The sequence below is a fragment of the Chloracidobacterium sp. genome (assembly GCA_016720705.1).
GTDB lineage: Bacteria > Acidobacteriota > Blastocatellia > Pyrinomonadales > Pyrinomonadaceae > OLB17.
In genome coordinates this window covers 320,764-346,211 of record JADKKB010000007.1, presented here as the reverse complement: position 1 = coordinate 346,211, position 25,448 = coordinate 320,764, and the positions used below count along the sequence as shown (strand labels likewise).

Sequence of the window (25,448 nt, the reverse complement as noted above, 5' to 3'; positions counted from 1 at the left end):
TGATCGGTCGCGTGGCACGGGCATTGCGACAGCAAATCCCGGAGGACTTAAATAGTCATGAAAAATATTAATCTCAAACGCACATTGAAGGGACTCTCGCTGGTGGCGGCATTTGGTTTCGGCCTCATCCTGCTCACGGGAACGGACGTCAGTGCTCAGGGCCGCGGACGTCAGGACAATCGCCAAAACGATAATCGCCGTGACGATCGTTATAACAATGGCCAGGATCGCTATAACAACGGAAATTACAACCCACAGTACAACGGTCGTGGGAATAATAATTATAAAGCTACAAAAAAGGCGTACGAACGCGGGTACAAAGAGGGAATTAAACAAGCTAAAATGGATGCCCGTAACCGTCGAAACGGCCAATACGGCAACAATGGCCGCTATGGTAACGGAAGCTACAACGGCGGCGGATATGGCTCACAAATTCAACAAGCGTATCAAAACGGCTATAACCGAGGCTACCGTGACGGAATGGATCGATACCGCAACAACAACCGCAATAACCGTGGCGGCATCTTCGGAAATATATTTGGCAACTAACAGTTTACCCACGCCGCAAGGGGTCCGGAAAGTTATTTCCGGGCTCTTTTTTTGTTAGGTCGAACGATCGCCGGATCGTAAAGATTAGAAAAATGCACGGGGCAAACTACTGTTCGCCCCGTGCTTGTTTTGTCATTAGAAACTGCTCAGTTCCTATTCATCTTCTTCGTGTGCCCTTACACGACCTGCGGCGACCGCTTCGTCAATGACCTTTTGGGCCAGATTGCCGGGCAGCGGATCATAATGCGAGAACTGCATATGATACGACCCGCGAGCCTGCGTGACGGAGTTAAGCTTCGACTGGTAGTCGAGCATTTCAGAGAGCGGCACCTTGGCCTTGATCACTTGCTGCTTACCGCGCGTCTCCATTCCGGCAACTCGGCCGCGTCGGCTGTTGAGGTCGCCCATAATGTCACCTGAGACTTCCTGGGGTGTAAAAACCTCTACGTCCATTATCGGCTCGAGCAATGTCGGCTTTGCCTTGTCGATGGCATTGCGAAACGCCTTACGGCCGGCCGCCCGAAACGAGTGTTCGTCCGAATCGACCGCATGATAACTGCCGTCGATCAATGTGACCTTAAAATCAACGAGCGGATAGCCGGCGATCGCTCCGGTTGCAGCGGCTTCGATGATCCCTTTCTCAATAGCCGGGCGGAAATTTTGAGGAACGGATCCGCCAAAGATCTTATCGACCCACTCAAATCCGCCTCCGCGCTCGAGCGGCTCAAAGATACACTTACAATCGCCGAACTGGCCTCGGCCGCCGGACTGCTTCTTATGTCGGCCTTGTACTTCCACCTTTTGCGTAAGGGTTTCCTTGTAGGGGACCTTAGGCGGATGAAGCGTAACCTCGACGTGATAGCGGTGCTCGAGTTTTTTGACTACGGTCTCGATATGCAACTGACCGGAACCCGAGAGTATAAACTCCTTGGTCTGCGGGTCACGATCAAAGTGCAAACTCGGATCTTCCTCGAGTATCTTGTGAAGTGCCGACGAGATCTTGTCCTCATCGGCACGCGACTTCGGCTCGATGGCAAATGCGATCGCCGCCTCGGGATACTCGACGGGCGGAAATACGATCGGGTTTGCTTTGTCGCAGAGCGTGTCGCCGGTCTGGGTGTCCTTTAATTTGACGACAGCGATGATGTCGCCGGTCGCCGCTTCATTGACCTTGTCGAGATTTTTGCCGGCGATGACGTGTAGTGCACCGAGGCGCTCCACTGTATCGTGCGTCGAGTTGTAGACGGTGGCATCGTTAGTGACCTTGCCGCTGACCACCTTCATTACGTTGATACGCCCGGCAAACGGGTCAGCGATCGTGCGGAAAACGTATGCGGAAAATGGCTCGTCGCTGCTATATTTGCGCGAGACGCGGTCACCCTTCATATCATAGTCCGTAAATCCGTATTCGGCCTCGTGCGTCGCCGGATTCGGTGCAAATTCGACCAAGTGGTCGAGCAGGATCTGAATGCCGATCAGATTGGTCGCCGATACCGCATAAACGGGACATAGCTTACTCGCGGCGATCGCTCGAGCAAGATTCGGCACGATGTCTTCCTCGGGAAGAGTGCCGGTCTCAAAATATTTCTCCATTAAGTCGTCATCCGATTCGGCGACGATCTCGATCAGGCGTTCGCGTGTCGAATTGAGCACCGCAGTCATCTCGCTCGGGATCGCGATCCCCTTGGCCTTGCCATCAGCGTCAAACTCGTACGCCTTTTGATGCACGACGTCGATGACGCCGCGAAAATTGACTTGATTGCCGATCGGTAGCGTGAACGGCACGATCGAACGTGCAAACGAGTCGGTTGCGGTCTCGATCGCGTGGTCAAAATCGGCATTTTCCTTGTCGATCTTGTTGATGACCATAAATCGTGGCAGCATAAACTCGTTAGCGTAATTCCAGGTCTTTTCGGTCTGTACCTCTATGCCGTGGACGCCATCGACGACCACAAGGGCACAGTCGGCGACGCGTAACGCGGGGCGAGCGTGTGATACAAAAGCGGCATAGCCCGGCGTGTCTATTAAATTTATTTTCGTGTCTTGGTATTCGACGTGTGCGAAATTGCTATTAAGGGATATTTTGCGTTCTATGGAATCTTCGTCATAGTCGGTGACCGTGGTGCCCTCGTCGACCTTACCCCATCGTCCACCGGCACCGGCGACGTGGAGCATCGAACTGACGAGCTGGGTTTTACCTGCGTCGCCGTGTCCAATGACAGCGAGATTCCTGATGTTATCAGTTGTAAATGCTTTCATTTTCGGCAAGTTCTCCTTTCGTTGTAAAAGTGCGGAATTTTTGGGCCGCCCTGCGATCGTCAAGGCTGTGGCGAAGACAGCAAACCCTCAACAACAACCCGAAGAAATCAGTTGTGTGTAATTTGTAATTTATACAACAATAACGGAGATAGCAAGACAGCGGTCGGCGTGTGGCATTTTTACACAATTTGAGCAGGTCCGGAACCGGTAAAAACTTCGTATCGGGCGTAAGAAGGGCTATAATATCGATATACGAAGGTGATCCGACCGCAATAGCTTGTTTAATAATCCGGCAGGAGACCCAGGGAGAAATACAATGCCTTTACGAAATAGATTCGCATCCATTCTTATCGTTTTATCCTCGGTGTTGCTGTATTCGCAGGTCGCATTCGCGACGGGGGACGTCGATCCCGGATTCGTTCCGGTACCGGCCGGGATATTGCAATCGCAGAGTTCGATCGGGCTCATAGTGCAAACGGACGGGCGAACGATCATCTGGGGTGCAAATTTTGCGGTCGACGCTCAGGCGAAAGGACAGATCGCTCGACTGAACGTCGACGGCAGTGTCGATACATCCTTTGCTTATTGCGGGTGTCTGCTTGGCGGGGTTACAAATGTTGGCCTGCAGCCGGATGGGAAATTGATCGTCGCCGGAACTTCGCTTAGTTCACAGTCCAAGGTGGTTCGGCTAAATACGGATGGAAGTCAGGATCTTTCATTCAATAGCGCGTTCACCCTGGCTTTTGTGTACTCTGCATCCGAGTTTTTTGCAGTGCAGCCGGACGGCAAACTACTGGTTACAACCGCCGGCAGTGTGGGCAGTGGATTTCACGCCGGATATCTAGTTCGTCTTAATTCTGACGGTTCGACCGACACGACCTTTACTCCGGCGGGCTATGATGGCGGGCGAACGATATTCGGAAACCTTCGGTCGATTGCGATCGACGTCGCCGGAAAGATTTATTGGGCGGTTACCACCTATTCGGGCGGCTCTTCGGGAACGAGTTTGCGCCGTCTGAACGCAGACGGAACTAACGACAGTTCATACGAGGCCCCGAATATTACCGGCGCATTTGGAAGCGGATTGGATATCCAGTCGATCATCCTGCAGACAGATCAGGCTTTGGTGGTCGGCGGACGGTTCGATACCGTTAACGGTGTCGCGAAAAAAGATCTTGTTAGGATCTTGCCGGCGGGAAATGTCGATCTCACGTTTAACCCGCCGGCGTTGACTTCGTCGGTTCAACAAGTTGGCGTCGTAACGGGCGGCAAGGTCCTGATCACGTCGGGCGGTAAGCTGATGCGTTTCAATTCCGACGGTTCGGCGGACGCATCGTTCATTCATCCCGCCACCGTTAATTTAGTTTATAAAAAATGGGCAGTCGATCCGCTTGACCGGATAATATTCTTTGGACAATCGGATGTTTCGACCGACCGATATTTCCGTCTAAACTCGGCCGGCAATGTCGATGCCTCGTTTTATCCGAACGCCGGCATATTCGGCACGGTTTCGACGATCGTTCGACAAAGTGACGGTAAATTTGTCGTTGCAGGCAGTTTCACACGGATGAACGGCACTTTGCGTCCATCATTTGCGCGTATCAATGTGGACGGCACAATCGACAACAGCTTTGATCCGGGAATTGGCTTCGACGTCATTCCTCGCGTGATGGTGTTACAAAGTGACGGCAAATTACTCGTCGCCGGCGATTTTACGAGTTATAACGGCACGCCTAAAGCCGGTTTTGCCAGGATCAATTCGGACGGTACGCTGGATACGGCATTTGTGCCCTTGATCAATTCCGTCTATGACATTTCTATTCAAGGCGATTCGAAATTACTCGTCTCGGGCGGATTCGTGACGGTTAACGGTGTTACCCGTGAGCGTGTGGCTCGACTAAACTCGGACGGTACGCTCGACACGACATTCACGGCCGTGATCTCGAGCGGTACAGTCTACGCGGCGGTACAGTTAGATGACGGCAAATATCTCGTCGGCGGGTCATTTACCGGTGTTGATGGTTTTAACAGGTCGAATCTTGTTCGGTTAAACAACAATGGGACTATCGATCAAGCGTTCAATCCCGGATCTATCACATCGGTCGACACGATACGAGTTTTAGCAGACGGCAAATTCCTTTGTCTTATTGGCTTCGGCTGGCCATCAGCGATCGTTAGACGAAATTCAGACGGTACGGCGGATACTACTTTTGCTGCACCGACATTTACTTCGAACAATAGCTCAGACCTCAGGCTCCAAGCTCTAACGGTGCAGTCCGATAACAGTATCCTGATCGGCGGAACCTTTAATTATGTCAACGGGGCATCGCGAAATTACTTTGTCAGGCTGAGTGCGGACGGTCAGCTAGATCAATTGTTCATGCAGTATGGTGCAAACGGGGCGGTGCGGACGCTGGCCGCTTTGCCGGATGGAAATGTGGTCGTTGGCGGTGATTTTTCGCGGATCGACAGTTCGACAAGGGCAGGTATCGCAAAGGTCATACCTGGACTGTTCGCGCGGGTCACGCCGTTTGATTTTGACGGCGACGGTAAGGCGGATGTGTCGGTATTCAGGCCGTCTGAGAACAAGTGGTACGTTTTGCGAAGCAGTGACTTTGGACTGACGCAGCAGATATTTGCGATCGCCGGCGATGTTCCCGTGCCAGCGGACTATGACGGTGACGGAAAGACGGATATCGCTATATTCCGCCCATCGAGCGGCGATTGGTGGTCGCTGAGTACGCTCGACGGCGGTCAAAAGTATGCACATTGGGGAGCGGCAGGCGACATTCCAAGACCGTCTGATTATACTGGCGACGGCCGGGCCGATTACATCGTATTTAGACCGTCGACAAATCAGTGGCTAAGGATGAGTAGCTCTAATGGTTCGTCCGACAACAAGAATTTCGGGCTCGCAGGCGACAAACCTGTGACCGGTGATTTTGACGGTGACGGCAAATCCGACATCGCGATCTATCGTCCGTCGGACGGAAATTGGTGGTGGCAGAGCAGTGTCGACAATATTCAGCGGGCGACCCGTTGGGGAATCGACAGTGATATACCGACACCAGCTGATTTTGACGGTGACGGTAAGACCGATTTTGCTGTATTTCGTCCGTCAACCGGTGTCTGGTACATCATCAATAGTAACAATGGTTCATTCCTGATCGGCCCATTCGGTACGCCGGGCGATAAGCCCGTTGCGGGCGATTACGACGGCGACGGAAAGGCCGACATCGCGATATTCAGGCCGTCAACCGGGATTTGGCATCTATTGAGGTCGACATCCGGTTACACGGGATTCCAATTTGGCATCAGCACTGATATTCCGACTGAGAATGCGTTTATTCCGTAGGAGTCGGTGTCATCGGGGTTAGAAAGAGCAGTCCTCGAAAGCTGCTCTTTCTTTTTGTGTGAATTCCGCTGCAATTGCGTTGGTGTGGTATTATCAGCCTTTCTATTTTTCCTTTATGAGTGATTTTCAGGAACGACTTAACAATCTGGATATCGGACTCTTTGATAAGATCCCGAGCCAATCTACCGATCACGACAGGGCATCGCTGCTCGCGTGCGAACTCGCGGTAGGCGAACTTACACCGGGGTTCAATTACCTTGAGATCGGATCTTATCTCGGCGGTAGTATTCAGCCATACCTGCTGGATGACCGATGCTCACGCGTCGTTTCGATCGATAAGCGGCCTGAGAGCCAGCCGGACGCACGTGGTTATGATTGGGTATACCAAAATAACTCGACCGAGCGGATGCTCGAGCTTTTGAAAGAAGCGGCCGGAAATATCGAAAAGATCACGACCATCGACGGCGACACGGCGACGATCAAGCCGGGAAGCATCGAGGGCAAGATGCATCTTTGTTTTATCGATGGCGAGCACACCGATGAGGCGGTGTTTCGCGACTTTAGATTTTGCCTCGATGTCTTGGCGGAAAACGGGGCGATAATGTTTCACGATTCGCAGATCACCTATAACGGCATTGCGACTGCGGTAAAATATCTCCAGGATAATGGGACCAAGTTTCACGGATACATCCTGCCGAATCTGGTCTTTGTCATAGAGATCGGTGATTTTCCTATCCACCGTCACCCACGAGTGATGGAGAGATTGGTCGACAATCACAATGCTTATCTTTATTCACTGCAGGACGTGGACAAATATCGCCGGTTTGCCACCCGATTCCCATTTGGATTTTTGCGAAGAGCATTGATCAAAGTTCGCCGAACCAACGTTAGCCAATAACGGCTGCAAACAGGTTTATCGAAAAACATCGACGGGGCCGCTGAATTGAAAAATGGCGGCCCGATCTGCGCGTTTCCGTGTTAAAATTCGCTTCAGGGCTTTAATCTTCCGGCAAAAACAAAACGCGGAAAACGTCTACCACTCGAAAGGTCATCGAACCTTTCGGCAAAACGTTCCGTTATTTACATCGCTTCGCGATTGCGAGAGGAAATCTAATGTTGAAAAAGTTAAGTGTCTTTCGATCGGCTATATCGATAGTGTTGATGTTGTCGGTCTCGTCAGCTTGTATTCAGGTTTTTGGACAGGATCTTGTGCCGGTGAGCGACATTACGGGTGGTTCAAGCGTTTTCGTTTTCCGAAACTCTGCCAAGACCTCAAAAAAATACTCGCCTGCCGCGCGCACAGGACGCACTAAGGCTCAACGCCTGGAAACGGTTAAACGGATCAAGATCCAATACGAGACACTAGCTAAAGTACAGCCTCGCAGAGCCCGGTCGACGGTCGTCGATCCGGACAATCTGCCGCCAAGCGTACGGACGATGCCCAAGGATCAGGCATCGCGTCTTTTTGCCGGCGTCGGTGAATATTATATTGATCAGAATGACCTCGAAAACTCAATGAAGTTTTTCCGCGAATCCGTCACGCTTGACGCTAAAAATAAGAAGGCCGCTGATGGACTGAGCGACGCTCTCGCCGCCAAGGGTAACGACCTTCTTATCAAGGACCAGTCATCGACGGCAAAGGCGTTTTTTCTTGAGGGCCTAAAATTTAATGCTAATAACGCAGCGGCATTATTTGGGCTCGGTGAGGTATATAACGATCTCGATCAGGCCGATCTTGCGATCGCAAGTTATGAAAAGGCTCTGGCTAACGACAAGGCACTGTCGGAGATATATCTGCCGTTAGGTGTGCTTTATTTCCAAAAAGGCGAGATCGCAAAGGCCGATGAATTATTGACCAAAGCCCTTGCGATCGCACCGGATATGGCGGAGACCCAGTTGTTTCTCGGTATGATCCGACTTTCGCAAAACCGAAACCCCGAGGCACTGGCGGCCTTTCAACGTGCAAAACAACTCGACCCGAACAATGCCGAGGTATTTTTCAACTCGGGTGAAGCGTTAATGCGGACTGGCCGAACCAATGAGGCGATCGCCGATTACCAGAAAGCGGTTAGCCTTAAGCCGAAGTACCTTGAGGCCTGGACTAGCCTCGGCGAGGCATTTTATAGCACCGACAAGTATGCCGATGCGGTCATCGCGTATAAGCAAGCCGCTCGACTCAAGAACGACAGCGGCGAAGTTTTTGCCGCACTGGGTGACGCCCACCGTATGATGGGCAATTTTACCGAAGCGCAATCCAATTATGACCTGGCGACGCTCTTTATGTCGCGGAGTAAAGATTTTGGTAAGGATGAGATCGCCGATATTTATAGCAAGGTCGGGTACGTGATCGGGCGTCAATGTGAAGTCAATCAAAGGAATTTTGTTCCTTGCCAATGGCCTGCGGCGATCAAGGCACTTGAAAAGGCGGTCGAACTCGGCGGCGGAAATGCGGCCGACTTTGCCAATCTCGGTTGGGCGTATTACAACGCTGCACGTATCGATCAGTATGAAAAGCGAGAGTCGGATCGGCTGTTAAAATTGCAATCAGCAAAGATAAATCTCGAAAAGGCGGTTGCGGCAAATCCGGTTTTCGTTGAGGGACCTCAGCTTAATCTTGGAATGACGCTAACCGATCTCGGCGATTATAGCGGTGCGGTCGATGCATTGACTAAGGTTGTGAGGAAGGAGCCGAAATGGGTCTTTGCATTAAACGAACTTGGGATCGCCTATCGCAAGCTGAATAACTATAAGGATGCGATCAATAACTTTAAGAAGGCGATCGACAAGGACCCCAATTTTGTAAGCGCTATCTACAATCTTGGCGAGGCCGAGTTTAGAAACGGCAATCTGAGCGGCGCAAAACAGGCGTATCAGAAGCTTGTCAAAATGGGTCAAAAGAATCTCGCCGGTCAACTTGAGCTGATCTCGATGGGAGCGGTAAAGAAATAGTCTTCTGTGCCACCGGCTATCAAATTGCGATCAAATACGCCGCTCGCCCCGTTGACCACGCTGAAGGTCGGCGGCGCGGCTAGATATTTCGTCGAGGTATCTTCTGAAGACGAACTGATAAAAGCACTTGGATTCGCGAAAGAAAACGACCTTAACTTGTTTATCTTGGGCGGCGGCAGCAATGTCGTGATATCAGATAGCGGGTTTGACGGACTGGTCGTCAAGATCGCGATCAAGGGCATGATCGAGACCGCACGAGAAGGGAAGCGGGTCGAACTCTCGGTCGGTGCGGGCGAGGACTGGGATAGTTTCGTCGCTTTTGCAGTTGACCGAGGATTGACGGGCGTCGAGTGTTTGAGCGGCATACCGGGACTGGTAGGCGGCACTCCCATCCAAAATGTTGGAGCCTACGGCCAAGAGGTGAGTGAGACGATAGTATCTGTTCGATGTCTGGATAGGCTGTCGGGTGCAATCATCGAAATGGCGAATGCAGATTGTTCATTCTCATACCGCAAGAGCATTTTTAACTCGACCCACCGAGACCGCTACATCGTAACGAACGTCAAATTTGAATTGATCCGTGACGGCGTGCCCAAATTAGCGTACACGGAACTCATCGAAAGATTTTTGGGCCGTGATCCGAAGCTGAGCGAGGTTCGTGAGGCGATCTTGGCGATCCGCCGGTCGAAATCGATGGTCATCGACCCAGCCGATGTAAATTCACGCAGTGCAGGGTCATTTTTCAAGAATCCGGTAATATCCGCAGCGGAATTTCGGGAGTTGATTTCACAATTTGGTGATATGCCAAATTATCCGGCAGATAACGAAAAGGTGAAAATTCCGGCAGCCTGGCTTATCGAAAAAGCGGGCTTCGTGAAAGGCTTTAAGCTTAGACGGGCGGGGATCTCGACCAATCATACCCTCGCGATCGTCAACAACGGCGATGCCGGTTCAAACGACATTATTGAACTGAAAGAACTCATCAAAAATAGCGTCAGTTCAAAATTTGGAATTGTGCTTGAGCCTGAACCCATATTTATCGGTTTTTAGCTTATGCAAATTTTTTACCGAACTACGTCCTTCTTAGGTATAATCTACGTTTAGGTTGAGGTTTATTATGGTATTTCGTTCCCCGATATTAAGATCGTCGATCGTTGTTGCTGTCCTATTTTCGCTGATGCCGCAAGCGACTGCGGTGCGTGCACAGGACCTTGTTGCCACTGAGAGCATAGGTGGTGGCGGGAGTGCATTCGTATTTCGTAACGGAAGCAAGAAACCGCAGGCGAGTTTCGGCTCGGCTTATTCGTTTTTGGGTGAGGCCGCGGGTGGCGGAGCCAATGCAAAACGTACCAATGCCCAGATCGCGGCCGCGGCCAAGAGGCGGCGAGCGTCCTTGATCGCTGCACGTAAGAAAGCCGCTATAGCGGCGGCAAATAAAAAGATCGCATTGTCTAATACTCTGACAACTAAGGCAGAGGCCAATCTCGACGGCGGACAAACAGATCTTGCGATCACGAATTATCGTGCCGCATTAGTTCAGAACCCCCGAAACAAGCGTGCAAGCGACGGCCTTAGCGATGCTCTCACTGAAAAAGGCATTGCGGCGGCCGGTGATGCAAACAGCGAATCGGCCATTGTCTACTTTGACGAAGCGATAAAGCTCGACAATAAAAATGACGTCGCTTATGCGAAATTGGGCTCGATCTATGACGGCAAAAAGCAGACCGCAAAAGCGATACTCAACTATGAAAAGGCTCTCGCGATCGATCCGACCCTTGGCGATATAAATACCGCACTAGGCCTGGCGTACCTTGATGCGGGCGAGCTGGCAAAGGCGGAGGCGTGTCTGGCCAAGGCCGAATCAGCGGGTTCGGACAGCGTTGAGATGCGTTATCTGAAAGGATTGGTGCTTTATAAACAAAATAACAATGCCGCCGCCCTCGCCGCATTTGACCGCGTGCTGGAACTCGACAGCAGGAACCTGATGGCAAACTATTATCGCGGGCATACACTGAATCGGATCGGCCAAAATGATGCTATCGTCGCCGCTTATACGCGGACACTGGACATTGACCCCAAATTTACGCCGGCGGCATTTGAACTTGGCGTGTGGTACTACAATGCAGGCGATTACACTAAATCGGCTACGTCCTACGAGACAGTGATCCGTAACGACCCTTCAAACGCACAGGCTCACGCTAATCTCGCAAGTTGCTATCGGCAACTTGGAAGATTCGCCGACGCAAATGCCGAATACAAGATCGCCTCGGAAACGATCAAGACACCCGAGCTTTACAGCGAGTGGGGATTCTGTCTCGGGAAGACCAACGAGTGGGATAAATCCGTTGCCAGGCTCGCAACCGCACGGGAATTGAGCCCGACGGCAGTCGACGATTCAAATATGGGATGGGCCTACTATAATTCGGGTGTTGCAAAAAGGGAGGCCAAAGACGAGGCAGGTGCCAAGGCCGACTTCGAACTCGGCAAGTCATTTCTACAAAAAGCCGTCGAGAAGGACCCAAAGTTGGATGCAGCGTACTTGAATCTCGGCTCGACGCATAATGGACTGGGCGAGTATCAGGCAGCAGTGACCGCACTGAACGTAGCGGTAAATCTGAAACAAAATTGGGTGATAGCGATAAATCAGCTCGGTCTCGGCTATCGCGGCCTTAATGATCTCGGAAATGCGGTGGCGACATTCCGGCGGGTCGTAGACCTGGACGGAGTGAACTCATTCGGCCTATTTAATCTCGGCGAGGCATACAATGCGAGCGGGAACAAAAAAGAAGCTAAAAAGATCAACGACAAGCTCAGAAAGCTTAATCCCGTGCTTGCCTCACGACTCGATAATGTACTATCAGGGAAGATCGTAGTCGATGCTGCTAAGCAAAAGATCGAAAATAAGATCCCAAAGGTTCCGAGGATCCCATTCTAAACGATCCCGATCATCGAATTTGAAAAGTGCGGTTATATAGACCGCACTTTTTTTGTATAATCGGTTGTTTACAAATGCCAAAACGCACTGATATACATAAGATCCTAATAATCGGCTCCGGCCCGATTGTCATTGGTCAGGCGTGCGAATTCGACTATTCGGGAACGCAAGCCTGTCGGGCGCTCAAAGAAGAGGGGTTTGAGGTCGTATTGGTCAACTCAAATCCGGCAACGATAATGACGGACCCCGAGATCGCCGACCGCACTTATGTCGAACCGCTAACCGTTGAGACCGTAACTGCAATTATCGAAAAAGAGCGTCCCGATGCACTATTACCCACCGTCGGTGGACAAACCGGACTTAATCTCTCCGTCGAATTGTTTGAACGCGGGGTTTTGGATAAATTCGGTGTAAAGCTGATCGGGGCCAATATCAACGCGATCAAGGTGGGCGAGGACCGCGAACTATTTAAGGCCGCGATGGACGAGATCGGTGTGCCGTCGGCAAGAGGCGGGTTTGCTCACACGTGGGAAGAGGCTAAGAAGATCGTTGAAGAGACGGGTTACCCTGCGATCATCAGGCCGAGTTTTACGCTGGGCGGCACGGGCGGCGGTACTGCCTATAATCCGGAGGAATTCGAAGAGATCGCCAGAGGCGGACTAATGGCTTCGCCTAACTCGCAAATACTGGTCGAAGAGTCGATCTTGGGTTGGAAAGAGTTTGAACTCGAGGTAATGCGTGATCTCAAAGACAACGTCGTTATCATCTGCTCGATCGAAAACTTCGACCCGATGGGCGTCCATACGGGTGATTCGATCACAGTCGCACCGGCGCAAACGTTAACGGATGTTGAGTATCAGCGATTGCGTGATATGTCGATCGCCTGCATTCGCAAGGTCGGTGTCGAGACGGGCGGATCGAACATACAATTCGCCGTTAATCCTGAGAATGGAGACATTCGTATTATCGAAATGAATCCCAGGGTTTCGCGATCGTCGGCACTGGCGTCTAAGGCCACCGGCTTTCCGATTGCCAAGATCGCTGCGAAATTGGCGGTAGGCTACACACTCGACGAGATCCCAAACGACATTACAATGAAGACGCCGGCATCCTTCGAGCCGACGATCGACTATGTCGTAACTAAAATACCTAAATGGGCTTTTGAGAAATTCCCCGGGGCCGAAGACGTACTCGGAACACAAATGAAATCGGTCGGGGAAGTAATGGCGATAGGGCGTACGTTCAAGGAATCGCTGTTTAAGGGGTTACGTTCGCTCGAAGCGGTTAAACCGTTGCGTTTAGTAGATGTTCCGGATGCAGAATTACAACGCAAACTAGCTCGGCCGAATTCGCAGCGATTCTCCTATTTGACGTACGCTGTCCAAATTGGATATTCGCTCGAAGAGATACACCGTCTGACCAGGATCGACCCGTGGTTTCTGGACCAACTCAAACAGGTTATGGATCTTCAGGACGCGATGGGAACTATTCCGCTACAGGAGATATCGCGTGACCTAATGTTGAGTCTGAAAGAGTGTGGGTTGTCCGATCGGCGAATCTCATTTCTTACGGACTCACCTGAAGTAGAGGTTCGTAACTATAGGCAAACACTGCAGATAAGGCCGGTCTATAAGCGGGTCGATACTTGCGGAGCGGAGTTCGAATCCTTTACGCCGTATTTATATTCTACCTACGAAGAGGAGTGCGAAGCAGAGCCGACGTCGCGTCGTAAGATAATGATCCTTGGCTCTGGCCCCAACCGGATCGGCCAGGGCATTGAATTCGACTATTGCTGTTGTCACGCAAGTTTTGCACTGCGAGAAGCGGACTTCGAGACGATAATGGTCAATTGTAATCCGGAGACGGTGTCGACGGATTACGACACTTCGGACCGATTATATTTTGAGCCCCTGACCTACGAAGACGTGATGAATATCGTCGAGGTCGAGAAACCGGAGGGTGTCATTGTCCAGTTCGGTGGTCAAACGCCTTTGAATCTCGCCGACAGGTTGCACGCCGCGGGTGTGCCGATCATAGGTACTTCGCCCGACTCGATCGATCTGGCTGAGGATCGTGAACGGTTTGGGGCGTTACTTGCAGAACTTAAGATTCCGTGTCCGGATAATTCGAGTGTCACATCAGCTGATGAGGCGAAAAGTGTTGCAAACAAAATAGGTTATCCTATCATCGTGAGGCCGAGTTTTGTGCTCGGCGGGCGAGCGATGGCGATAGTTTACGATGATGAGTCACTAGATGAATATATGCGCTCCGCGGTTGATGCTTCGCCGGCAAAACCGATACTGATAGACAAATTTCTTGAACGTGCTGCCGAAGTGGACGTCGACGCACTCGCCGATGACGACACGGTGGTAATTGCCGGGATACAGGGCCATATCGAGGAAGCGGGTATTCACTCGGGCGACTCGTCGAGTGTCTTACCGGCGCAGAAGATCGCCCAGGAACACCTTGCAACGATCCGCCATTATACTAATCTGTTGGCGAAGGCACTCAAGGTCAAAGGGTTGATGAACATTCAATATGCCATTAAGGACGACCGCGTTTACGTTCTTGAGGTCAATCCGAGAGCGTCCCGGACGGTGCCATTCGTCGCGAAGGCCACGGGCGTGCCGATCGCAAAGATCGCTTCATTGGTGATGGCGGGCCACAAGCGTCTGGCCGATTTTAACCTTCCGGATGTCCTGCCGGTCCCCAAGATATTTGTAAAGTCACCTGTTTTTCCTTTCAAGAAGTTTGCCGGAGTTGATCCGATACTTGGGCCGGAAATGCACTCGACGGGTGAGGTTATGGGAGTCGGGGCGACATTTGGCGAGGCATACGGAAAGGCGATGGAAGGTGCGGGCTTAAGGTTGCCGCTAAGCGGTCGAGCGTTCATCTCGGTCAACGAGGTAGATAAGGGGCAGGCGGTGTTGCTCGCAAGGCGGTTGAGTAACCTCGGATTCGATCTAGTGGCGACATTCGGGACTGCCAAACGTCTACACGAGGTCGGTTTAGAGTGCGAGACGACTTTTAAGGTCAACGAAGGCCGTCCCAATATCGCCGATCTGATCCGGCAAGGCGAGATCGCACTGATCATCAACACGCCGCTTGGTAAAGTGTCACATTTTGACGAGAAAGCGATCCGAAAGGCCGCTCTACAATTCAATGTTCCGTGTGTTACTACCATCACGGGAGCGGAAGCATTGATCGAGGCGATAGGGACAAAACTCACATCAGAAACTCTTACGGTCAGAAGTCTGCAAGAAATACACGCCGAAAAGAGTGTGACGGCGGATGAGATACGATGATCAATTACATAAAACCCATCGAATTCTTGACCAATCCTGAACTTTACACTAACTTAGTGTAAAGTTTTCTAAATTATAGTTTTCCATAATAACAAATGAGTGAATCAGATGACCGTGAGATCATCGGCGGGCATCTGCTCGTTATCGGTGGGGCGGAAGATAAGTATAATGAGCGTCGTATACTTAAGAAATTTCTTGAACTAGCCGGCGGCGACAAGGCAGAAATATTGATCGTTCCGGTTGCATCGGATTTCCCCGAGTTTGCTGCAGACGTGTACACGCAGGCCTTCAGAAATCTCGGTGTGACAAATCCACGGGTTTTGCGAGCGACCTCGCGACAGGATGTTGTCCAAGCGGATGTCGAAAAGCTTACGGACGGCGTAACCGGTGTATTTATGACGGGCGGTGACCAGATGCGCCTTGTGTCGGTGCTAGGTGGGACAAAACTTGCTGAGAAACTTCGCAAGATGGTGCGCGACACCAATGTTGTAATGGCGGGTACGAGCGCGGGTGCGGCGGCAATGAGCACATCGATGATCGTCCGCGGCGATGCAAGTTCACATCCCCATAAGAATGCCGTAAAGCTTAGTCCCGGGCTAGGCTTTCTGAAAAATATCATCATCGACCAGCACTTCAGCGAACGCGGACGCATCAGTCGTCTAATAACCGCAGTGTCATACAATCCGTACAACCTAGGCATCGGCATTGATGAAAATACTGCGATCATTCTTGATGGTAAAGGAATACTTGAGGTCTTCGGGCAGGGGTCAACAACGATCGTTGACGGTTCAGAGATTACCTTCAACGAGATAGCGGAAGTCGGTGATAACGAAGCGTTTAGCATCTGTGGTGTCCAGTTTCACGTATTACGTGATGGGCTCGTTTACAACTATCTCGATCGGTATCCGATGCCTCCGCCGAATGAATTCTTGCTGCCTGACCTTGGCTAATTGAAACAATGGAAATACTCGAAATTCGCACACTTCGCGGCCCTAACTACTGGAGCGGCTATTGGAAAAAGCTGATCATAATGCGATTAGACATCGCTGACTATGAGGAACGGCCGACCGATAAGATCGAGGGCTTTTACGACAGGCTCAGGGATGTCTTGCCATCAATTGCGACCCACGGTTGTAGTTATCAGGAAGAGGGCGGATTTCTGAAGCGCGTGGAGGAAGGCACTTGGGCCGGACACGTGATCGAGCACTTCGCGTTGGAACTGCAGACGCTCGCAGGGATGGATACCGGGTACGGTCGTACGCGGGAAACAGACGAACGCGGAATCTATAACGTCGTTTTTAGCTATCTCGAGGAGGAAGTGGGTCGATACGTCGGTCGTGCCGCGGTACGGCTCTTTTTGGATCTTGCCGAAGGACGGTCCACTCAGGAAATCAAAGATGAACTCGCAAAAGAGATTCAGGAAATGCGAGAGATCCGCCAAGACGTACGCTTTGGCCCGTCGACGGGTTCATTGGTCGAAGAGGCCGACAATCGCGACATTCCGTTTATTCGTCTAAATGATCAATCGCTTGTCCAACTTGGATACGGCGTCTATCAAAAGCGTATTCAGGCGACGACAACGGTCAATACAAATATGATCTCGGTCGATATCGCGGGGAATAAACACGCTACCAAAACGCTACTCGGCGATATGGGCGTGCCGGTTCCGAAAGGCTATCGAATCCGCGATATTGAAGATCTTGAGGATACTCTCGACAGCGTTGGTTTTCCGGTTGTTATCAAGCCGCTAGACGGTAATCACGGCAAAGGTGCAACGGTCGGGGTCAATTCGCTCGAAGAAGCCCAGGTCGCTTTTGAAAAGGCCAAAGAATATTCACGATACATTATTGTTGAAAAGCAGTTGATCGGTTCGGATTTTCGGGCTTTGGTAGTAAATAATCGCTTGATAGCGGTCGCCGAGCGTGTGCCGGCACACGTCATAGGCGATGGTAATACTTCGATTCAAGATCTGATCGACAAAACTAACGCGGACCCGCGTCGCGGTTACGGGCACGAAAATGTTCTCACTCAGATCGATATCGACGGCCAAACAATGCGGTGCATCCGAAAAGCCGGATATGAACTCGAAAGCATTATGCCGGCCGGCGAGGTGCTTCACCTTAAGACCACAGCAAATATATCGACCGGCGGGACAGCGATCGACTGTACCGACGAGGTGCATCCGGCAAACGTCTTCTTGTTTGAAAGGATCGCTAAGATTATCGGGCTGGATGTTGCCGGCGTGGATGTTATTGCTCCAAATGTAAGTGAGCCTTTACGGGAGAACGGTGGCGGGATCATCGAGGTGAACGCGGCTCCCGGTTTCCGAATGCACTTGGCTCCGAGCGAGGGAATTGCTCGAAACGTGGCTGAACACGTCATCGATATGTTATTTCCGCCCGGGACGCCGGCAAGGATCCCGATCTTTGCGATCACGGGCACGAATGGCAAGACCACAACGACGCGACTGATCGCCCATATCTTAAAAAATAGCGGCCGAAATGTAGGGTTTACGACAACCGACGGTACTTATATCGGCAATCAGCAGATCGTGACCGGCGACAATACGGGCCCGGTCTCGGCTCAACTCGTACTTAAGGATCCGACCGTGGATATTGCGGTATTGGAAACTGCCCGCGGCGGTATAATTCGCTCGGGGCTTGGATTTGATTACTGCGATATTGGTGTGGTGATGAATGTCGCCGCCGACCATTTGGGGTTAAAGGACGTAAATACACTTGAGGATCTTGCCCGCGTCAAGTCCGTTGTGCCGCGTGCGGTCTCGAGGAAAGGATACGCGGTGCTTAATGCCGAAGATGACCTCGTCTATGCGATGAAGGAAATGGTCGAGGGGAAGGTCGTCTGCTTCTCGATGGACGAAAACCACCCGAATATCAAACGACGAGCCGAACGCGGACGCGTTTCGTGTGTTTACGAAAATGGCTATGTGACGATACTGAAAGGCAAGTGGAAGGTTCGGATCGAAAAAGTGGTAAACGTACCGTTGACATACGGCGGCCGTGCCGAATTTATGATCCAGAACGTGCTGGCCGCGACACTCGCGTGCTTTGTCCACGGCGTTTCGCTCGAAGACCTGCGTGTTGGACTGACGACTTTCAATGCGGGAACGGCGCAAACGCCGGGCCGACTTAATTTTGTTGAGATCGGCGATGTGACAGTACTTATGGACTATGCCCATAATCCCGCCGGCCTCAGAGGTTTGGCTGACTTCGTCCTAAAACTACCTAATAAATACAGAACTGTTGTTCTAAATGGTACCGGTGATCGTCGCGACGATGATATCCGCGAATTTGGTAAGATCGCGGGCGACACATTTGACCGCATCGTGATCCGCACGGGCAATTACCTTCGGGGCCGCGATCCTGAGGAACTTCATACGCTGCTTCAGGAGGGGATTGCACAGAGCACAGCAACCCCGACCGTGAGGATCATTCCTGATGGCCGGACCGCTATACACCACGCGATCAAACACGCTCGAAAGGGCGAATTGGTCGTTACGCTCGCCGACCTCGTGCCAAAGGATATCGCCTACGTTCAGGAATATCGGGACATCGTAAATGAAAAGAAAGCGGCCGAGTAGAAATTGTCTGTTAGGGGTTTGTTTCGGCGGTGACACTGCCGATTGACGTAATCAGAGATGTGCGGGACTCGCGGGCAATTAGGATGAAGTTGTTTCAGAATCGTAATGACAAGATCCCGTCATTTCGAAGCGAGCCTGAGGAGATAATTTTAAGGCTTTTAAGGTTGGGGGAATGATGCTTTGATGCATCATTCCTTTTTTCTATTGACGGTAGATGGCAATCGCCGTCTCACCCTTCGAATTTACTGAGCCGCGATACATTCCTTCGGAATTGAATGGCAGCGAGATATTGCCTTGAGCATCGACCGCGATGAGGCCGCCTTCGCCCTCGAGTTTGGTCAAGTGGTCGATCGACTCTTGAGCCGCATCTTCTAGGCTCAAGCCGCTATATTTCATTCGTGCGGCAACATCGAAAGCCGTTACGTTGGTCATAAAATATTCGCCGTGCCCCGTGCAAGAAACGGCACAAAATTCGTCAGCATACGTTCCGGCCCCGATGATCGGAGTGTCGCCGACGCGGCCGAACTTTTTGTTGGTCATTCCGCCCGTCGATGTTGCGGCAGCCAAATGGCCATTTACGTCACAGGCAACGGCACCGACCGTGCCGATGGGTTTGGGATGCACCGCACCGGCGTGATCGAGTTGGACACGACCGGCGGCGATCGCTTGTTCGAGCTGTTTCCAACGGTTATCAGTATAAAAATAAGCGTTGTCGGCAAGTTCGACATTCATTTCTTCCGCAAAAAGTATCGCACCTTCACCCGCGAGCAGTACGTGCTCCGTTCGCTCCATTACGAGACGGGCGAGCCCGATCGGATTTTTGACATTGCGGATGAAAGCGACCGCACCGGCCTTTTTCGAATGGCCGTCCATTATCGCCGCGTCCATCTCGTTTTGGCCATCGTGCGTGAAAACCGAACCGCGGCCCGCATTGAAAAGCGGGAAATCTTCGAGTTGACGCACTGCGGCATCAACCGCGTCCAGCGAGTTCCCGTTTGCCTGAAGCACTGCCCAACCGGCACGCAGTGCATTCTCGATGCCGGATCGATACTGGGCTTCGAGTTCGGGCGTCATTTCGGATCTAAAAATCGTACCGGCTCCACCGTGAACAGCTAATGCAGGTTTGCTCATAAATAGATTTTACCGCAAAGACTCCGAGCCGGGGAGTTTTTAACCACAAAAAAATGTGGATGACGCAGATAAACATTTATTTTCGGGTCTGAGCGATCTGTGTCCATCTGCGGCTAAGGTCTCCCATCAAAGCTTGGCATTTCTCAATCGTAAGGCATTCGTGATCACCGACACCGAACTAAACGTCATTGCAAGGCTCGCGATCATCGGTGAAAGCAGGATCCCAAAGACCGGGAACAGCACCCCGGCGGCGATCGGAACACCGATAATGTTGTAGGCGAACGCGAAGAACAAATTTTGACGTATGTTCTTCATCGTTGCCAGACTCAGGTTTCTAGCCTTTAAGATGCCGTGAAGTTCGGGCTTTAAGAGTGTAATATCAGCAGACTCGATGGCAACGTCGGTACCGCTGGCGAACGCAATGCCGACATCTGCTTGTGCCAATGCCGGAGCGTCATTCACTCCGTCGCCTGCCATCGCGACTATTTTGCCTTGTAATTGCAATTCTTTAACCTTGGCTGCCTTGTCCTCGGGCATTACTTCGGCGAAGACGTGGTCGATCCCGAGTTGTTTCGCGACACCCTCGGCGGTTGTTCGATTATCCCCGGTCATCATCACCACTTCGATATTTCGGCGATGGAGTTCGTCGATCGCGGCCTTTGCCGAGGGTTTGATCGGGTCAGAAATGCCTATCACGCCGGAAAGTTGGCCGCCGACTGTAACAAATACAACGGTCTGTCCTTCGTCCCGCATCACGCCGACGGTCTCATTCAATTGGTCGTCGATCTCTCCAGATTCTTTGCCGATCGTTACTATCTGCTCATTAATAAAACCGCTCAGGCCTATCCCTGTTTTTGATTCGAATTGTATTACAGGCAATAATTCAAGGCTCAATAGATCGGCTTGGGCGAGAATCGCATTTGCGAGAGGATGTTCGCTATTTCTTTCCAGACTCGCCGCGAGTTTAACGACATCTGCAGCAATATATCCTTGAGTCGCGACAACACTTTGTACACTCGGCCTTCCTTCGGTCAAAGTTCCTGTTTTGTCCACAATAATGGTGTTCACTTTTTCAAGCGTTTCCAAAGCCTCGGCCTTTTTGATCAAAACGCCGTTTTTTGCTCCGTGTCCGGTACCGACCATTATCGACATCGGGGTTGCCAGACCGAGGGCACAAGGGCAGGCAATGATCAGCACTGAAACGGCGGCGACTATCGCGTAGGCCAGACTGCCTAGGGCGATCCAAACGATAAACGCGATTATCGCCGCGATTATTACTGCCGGGACGAAATATGCCGAGACGACATCTGCCAGCCTTTGGATCGGTGCCCGACTACGTTGTGCCTCGCCTACCATTTTGACGATCTGAGCGAGCAGAGTTGCACTGCCAACCTTTTCTGCACGCATCGTAAACGATCGATTGCCGTTGATCGTGCCGCCAATAACACCGTCGCCGGTGTGCTTTTCGACAGGGAGCGATTCGCCCGTGACCATTGATTCATCGATCGTGGTATCGCCTTCGACTATACGACCGTCTGTAGGCACCTTTTCATTCGCTCTGACGAGCAGTAACTGACCGACTTGAACGAGCTTTAGATCGATCGCCTCATCCTTACCATCGTGATGTACCACCGTTGCAGTCTCCGGTGCGAGCCTGAGCAATTCCTTGATCGCGGTTGACGTTTGTGATCTAGCCCGGAGTTCCAGCACCTGACCCAACAGTACCAGTGTCGTTATCACTGCGGCCGATTCGAAATATCCCGGCACAACGCCGGAGTGCGGGTCGATCATTGCCGGAGGAAAAACGCCCGGGACAAATAATGCCGCGATGCTCAATAAGTACGCTGCTCCCGTGCCGATCGCGATCAGCGTGAACATATTCGGGCTGACATTTTTGATCGAGGCGATCGCTCGTTGATAGAACGGAAGGCCACACCAAATAACCACCGGAGTAGCTAAGACGAATTGTATCCATAATGAAATGACTGCCGCCCGCCCGTGCGGCAATGTCGGAAACAGCCGGTTCAGATCTACAAACATTTCCGCCATTGCCAATACGAACAGCGGCAGTGTGAAAATTGCCGCGATAGTAAAGCGGCGTTTTATATCTAAATACTCAGGGTCCGGACGGTCGTCCAGCGAGATCTCTTTTGGTTCGAGTGCCATTCCGCATTTTGGGCAGATTCCCGGACCGATCTGGACGATCTCGGGGTCCATCGGGCACGTGTATTCTACGTCGAGAGGAAGGTCCTCGGTGGGTTGCGGATTCAGATATTTTTCCGGATTTGCCGCAAAACGGTCACGGCAACCGATCGCACAAAAGTAGTAATCCGTTCCATGATACGCAAAATTGCCCGCCGCCGAATCGGGAAGCACGAGCATTTTACAAACGGGATCGACGTGCGGTTCAACGACCGTTTCGTCGGGCTTTCGCATTCCCAACTGAACCGTTGGCTGTGACATAGAAACATTTTATCGCATTCCGCCGAAAAAGCCTGGAAAAACACCCAAATTGACATTTTCTAGTAGTAGATAGATCTATGAGATCTGTCACCTTAACCGAAAAGGCAATCGCTCAATTGAGTGAACGCAAAGCCTAGAGCCGCGGAGATGCGGAAAGTCAGGCTGCCGAAGTGGGGTCCAATGAAGAATAGAACCATCCTTTTTATAGGTTTGATATTCGCGATAGCGGTTTCTGCCTCAGCTCAAACAGACAAGTTACAGGAACAGATCGCTAGAAATACTTCAGCGCCTTCTGATTTCACACGGCCGCGGGTTATCCCGGAAAAGGCAGCAGCAGTCAAAGCGTCGATAATTGTAAATACTGCGTCGATCGAGCACGTTGCCTTTGATCTGATCAATAAGAAGCGTGTCGAGAATGGATTCAAACAGCTCGAATGGAGCGAAGACGTCGCCAAGATCGCGCGCCAACATTCGCTCGATATGGCCGAATTCAAGTATTTTGGACATCGCGGGCTTGACGATTCGATGGTGAGTGATCGAGCGGATCGTTCAGGATTGAAGAAATGGCGATCGATCGGGGAGAATATCGCATTCAATCGCGGCTACAAGGACCCGGTCGAGGTCGCAGTCGAGCTATGGCTCAAATCGCCGTCACATCGGCAAAATTTGCTGAAATCGGACTGGAGCGAATCCGCCGTCGGGATCGCGGTTGCTGATGACGGTTCATATTACTTTACACAGGTGTTTCTGACTCGAAAATAATCGACTGAAATACTGTTTTCGAATCTGAGCGTGCCCAAGTCAAACGACTTCAGCACGCTCATTTACTTTCAGTCCGCCTCGCTTTATTCTTTAGCGATGCAAGATCCGTTTTCATTGCCTTCATTCGCAAAAATAAATTGGATCCTGCGTATATTGGGCAGACGTGAAGATGGGTTTCACGAGCTTTGCACCGTGTTTCAGACTATATCGCTACACGACACTATCGCTTTCGAAGCAAGCGACAAACTCGAACTTTCTTGCGACGATGGCAACGTGCCAATCGACGGTCACAATATTATTCTACGAGCGGCCGCGGCTCTCGAGACACATTTTGGAAAGCGTGTGACGGGCAGAGTCCACCTCACAAAGAGGATTCCGTCGCCCGGCGGTCTCGGTGGCGGTTCATCTAATGCCGCAGTAGCTCTTAAAGGCTTTATTAAACTCTGCGGCCTTGGGCCTATACCAGAAAGGGACTTATTGCTCATTGCGGAAGACCTCGGTGCGGATGTGCCGTTCTTTCTGAATGGCGGGACAGCGTTAGGTATTGGGCGGGGTGATGTGGTTTCACCCTTACTTAGGGAAATTGGCTCTGAAAACCTACTTGTCGTGACACCGAACGTAAATGTGGCGACTGCAAGGGCATTTGCATTATTAAATGCATCAACCTTGACATCCGACGATCAAAAACATAATCTTACTGTTTGCCGAAACCAGGCCGATCTTCTTGATCTGTTTAGTTCGGAGTTGAAAAACGATTTTGAAGCAAGCGTTTTCGACGCTTACCCTGAGGTCAAGCGTGTAAAAGATACATTGCTCGAGCTAGGTGCAGTAAATGCCGCAATGAGCGGCAGCGGGGCCTCGGTCTTCGCAATATTTGACAAAACAGAGACACGGCAAGCTGCTATAAAAGCCCTCGATCACGAATCGACCTGGCGAAAGTTTGCCGTAGCAACTATTTCGGGGTCACAGTACCGCGAAGCACTTCGGTGTTAGGTTGTTTCCGATCAGTTTCTAAAAATTCGCAATGGGGCGTAGCCAAGTGGTAAGGCACCGGTCTTTGGATCCGGCATTCGTAGGTTCGAGTCCTCCCGCCCCAGCCAATTTCGATTCCGAAACGGACAATCTTTCTTAACGAAGATCGTCCGTTTTTTTATTGAAATGAGCGTCACTGGAAAGATCAAAGTATTTTCGGGCACTGCCCACAAGGAACTCGCGGAGGAGATCTGCGGGGAACTTGGTTGCGAATTGGGCAAAGCGACGACCGACCGGTTTTCGGACGGTGAGTTTAATTTCCAGGTCGGCGAGAATGTCCGCGGCTCAGACGTCTTCATTGTGCAGCCGACGTGCCCTCCTAGTGATAGGCACCTGATGGAACTGCTGATAATGATCGACACTTGTGTTCGGGCGTCAGCGGAAAGAGTGACGGCGGTAATTCCGTATTTTGGCTATGCCCGCTCGGATAAAAAGGATCGGCCGAGAGTGCCGATCGCCGCAAAGTTGGTAGCTAATTTGCTTACAACCGCCGGAGCTCAGCGAATTTTGACGATCGACCTGCACGCATCGCAGATACAAGGTTTCTTTGATATTCCGGTCGACCACCTTTATGCGGCGCCGATCGTAGTTGAGTATTTTAAGGCGAATCCGATCGAGAATCTTATAGTTGTATCCCCGGACACCGGTGGTGCCGAGCGTGCCAGAGCCTACGCGAAAAGGCTAGATGCCGGTCTTGCTCTTTGCGATAAACGCCGCGAACGTGCCAATGTGGCAGACGTGATGAACATCGTCGGCGATGTGAACGGCAAGAACTGCCTCATTATCGACGATATGTGCGATACGGGCGGTACGATATGCAAGGTTGCAGAGGCATTGCATAAAGCCGGGGCCAACGAGATCTCTGCTTGCTTTACGCACGGTGTTTTGTCCGGCAAAGCAGTTGAGAATATTAGCGGTTCGCATCTAAAAAAGGTGATCGTGACCAATACGATCCCGATCCAAGACAACGGTAAACCGCTGGTCGAAGGTGGCAAGATCGAAATTTTAAGCGTCGCCAAGCTGTTGGCGTCAGCGATCAGATCGATACACGATGAGACGAGTGTCTCTTCGTTATTTATTTAGTATTCGTCGAAGCATCGATGTAAG

At 51.4% G+C, this 25,448-nt stretch carries 15 protein-coding genes, 1 tRNA gene and 1 riboswitch; of the genes, 13 read left to right on the top strand and 3 right to left on the bottom strand.

Annotated elements, in window-relative coordinates; translation table 11 throughout:
- The first annotated feature begins 57 nt into the window (after positions 1-57).
- Complete coding sequence (locus tag IPQ00_08735) at positions 58-549, top strand: hypothetical protein (protein MBL0240643.1); 492 nt, start codon at positions 58-60, stop codon at positions 547-549.
- 153 nt (positions 550-702) lie between these two features.
- Here the strand turns inward: IPQ00_08735 and IPQ00_08730 are convergent, their stop codons facing one another.
- On the bottom strand, positions 703-2,808 hold the full coding sequence (locus tag IPQ00_08730) for an elongation factor G (GenBank protein ID MBL0240642.1): 2,106 nt from the start codon (positions 2,806-2,808) through the stop codon (positions 703-705).
- A 316-nt stretch (positions 2,809-3,124) separates the two neighbouring features.
- Between IPQ00_08730 and IPQ00_08725 the strand changes: the two genes are divergently transcribed.
- The 8 genes from IPQ00_08725 to cphA all read left to right on the top strand — a co-directional run bounded on the left by IPQ00_08725 (position 3,125) and on the right by cphA (position 18,953).
- Entirely contained in the window at positions 3,125-6,163 is a 3,039-nt protein-coding gene (locus IPQ00_08725; GenBank protein MBL0240641.1) for a VCBS repeat-containing protein, read from the top strand.
- 115 nt (positions 6,164-6,278) lie between these two features.
- On the top strand, positions 6,279-7,061 hold the full coding sequence (locus IPQ00_08720) for a class I SAM-dependent methyltransferase (protein MBL0240640.1): 783 nt from the start codon (positions 6,279-6,281) through the stop codon (positions 7,059-7,061).
- A 215-nt stretch (positions 7,062-7,276) separates the two neighbouring features.
- Positions 7,277-9,112: a tetratricopeptide repeat protein gene (locus IPQ00_08715; protein MBL0240639.1), complete on the top strand. Its 1,836-nt coding sequence runs from the start codon at positions 7,277-7,279 to the stop codon at positions 9,110-9,112.
- 18 nt (positions 9,113-9,130) lie between these two features.
- A complete protein-coding gene (locus IPQ00_08710; GenBank protein MBL0240638.1) occupies positions 9,131-10,162 on the top strand; it encodes a UDP-N-acetylmuramate dehydrogenase in 1,032 nt (343 codons plus the stop codon).
- A 67-nt stretch (positions 10,163-10,229) separates the two neighbouring features.
- Positions 10,230-12,047 (top strand): tetratricopeptide repeat protein, encoded by a 1,818-nt coding sequence (locus tag IPQ00_08705; protein MBL0240637.1) that lies wholly within the window; start codon positions 10,230-10,232, stop codon positions 12,045-12,047.
- Positions 12,048-12,121: 74 nt separating this feature from the next.
- Positions 12,122-15,352, top strand: coding sequence for a carbamoyl-phosphate synthase large subunit (gene carB, locus IPQ00_08700; protein MBL0240636.1), 3,231 nt, complete (start codon positions 12,122-12,124; stop codon positions 15,350-15,352).
- 95 nt (positions 15,353-15,447) lie between these two features.
- Entirely contained in the window at positions 15,448-16,302 is an 855-nt protein-coding gene (locus IPQ00_08695) for a cyanophycinase (protein MBL0240635.1), read from the top strand.
- 8 nt (positions 16,303-16,310) lie between these two features.
- A complete protein-coding gene (gene cphA, locus IPQ00_08690) occupies positions 16,311-18,953 on the top strand; it encodes a cyanophycin synthetase (protein MBL0240634.1) in 2,643 nt (880 codons plus the stop codon).
- A gap of 201 nt (positions 18,954-19,154) precedes the next feature.
- On the opposite strand, the gene IPQ00_08685 is transcribed toward cphA, so the two are convergent.
- Both IPQ00_08685 and cadA read right to left on the bottom strand, forming a co-directional pair.
- Positions 19,155-20,084 (bottom strand): isoaspartyl peptidase/L-asparaginase, encoded by a 930-nt coding sequence (locus IPQ00_08685; protein ID MBL0240633.1) that lies wholly within the window; start codon positions 20,082-20,084, stop codon positions 19,155-19,157.
- 126 nt (positions 20,085-20,210) lie between these two features.
- Positions 20,211-22,520 carry a cadmium-translocating P-type ATPase gene (cadA, locus tag IPQ00_08680; GenBank protein ID MBL0240632.1) on the bottom strand — a complete coding sequence of 770 codons (2,310 nt, stop codon included), beginning with the start codon at positions 22,518-22,520 and terminating at the stop codon, positions 20,211-20,213.
- A gap of 120 nt (positions 22,521-22,640) precedes the next feature.
- A riboswitch (cyclic di-GMP riboswitch) is annotated at positions 22,641-22,717 on the top strand.
- Between the two features lie 10 nt (positions 22,718-22,727).
- Between cadA and IPQ00_08675 the strand changes: the two genes are divergently transcribed.
- The 4 genes from IPQ00_08675 (at position 22,728) to IPQ00_08660 (ending at position 25,424) form a co-directional block, all read left to right on the top strand.
- Positions 22,728-23,309, top strand: a complete 582-nt coding sequence (locus IPQ00_08675; protein ID MBL0240631.1) for a CAP domain-containing protein — start codon at positions 22,728-22,730, stop codon at positions 23,307-23,309.
- 96 nt (positions 23,310-23,405) lie between these two features.
- Positions 23,406-24,302 carry a 4-(cytidine 5'-diphospho)-2-C-methyl-D-erythritol kinase gene (gene ispE, locus IPQ00_08670; protein MBL0240630.1) on the top strand — a complete coding sequence of 299 codons (897 nt, stop codon included), beginning with the start codon at positions 23,406-23,408 and terminating at the stop codon, positions 24,300-24,302.
- 32 nt (positions 24,303-24,334) lie between these two features.
- A tRNA-Gln gene (locus IPQ00_08665) sits at positions 24,335-24,409 on the top strand.
- 58 nt (positions 24,410-24,467) lie between these two features.
- Entirely contained in the window at positions 24,468-25,424 is a 957-nt protein-coding gene (locus tag IPQ00_08660) for a ribose-phosphate pyrophosphokinase (protein MBL0240629.1), read from the top strand.
- The last annotated feature ends 24 nt before the right edge of the window (positions 25,425-25,448 follow it).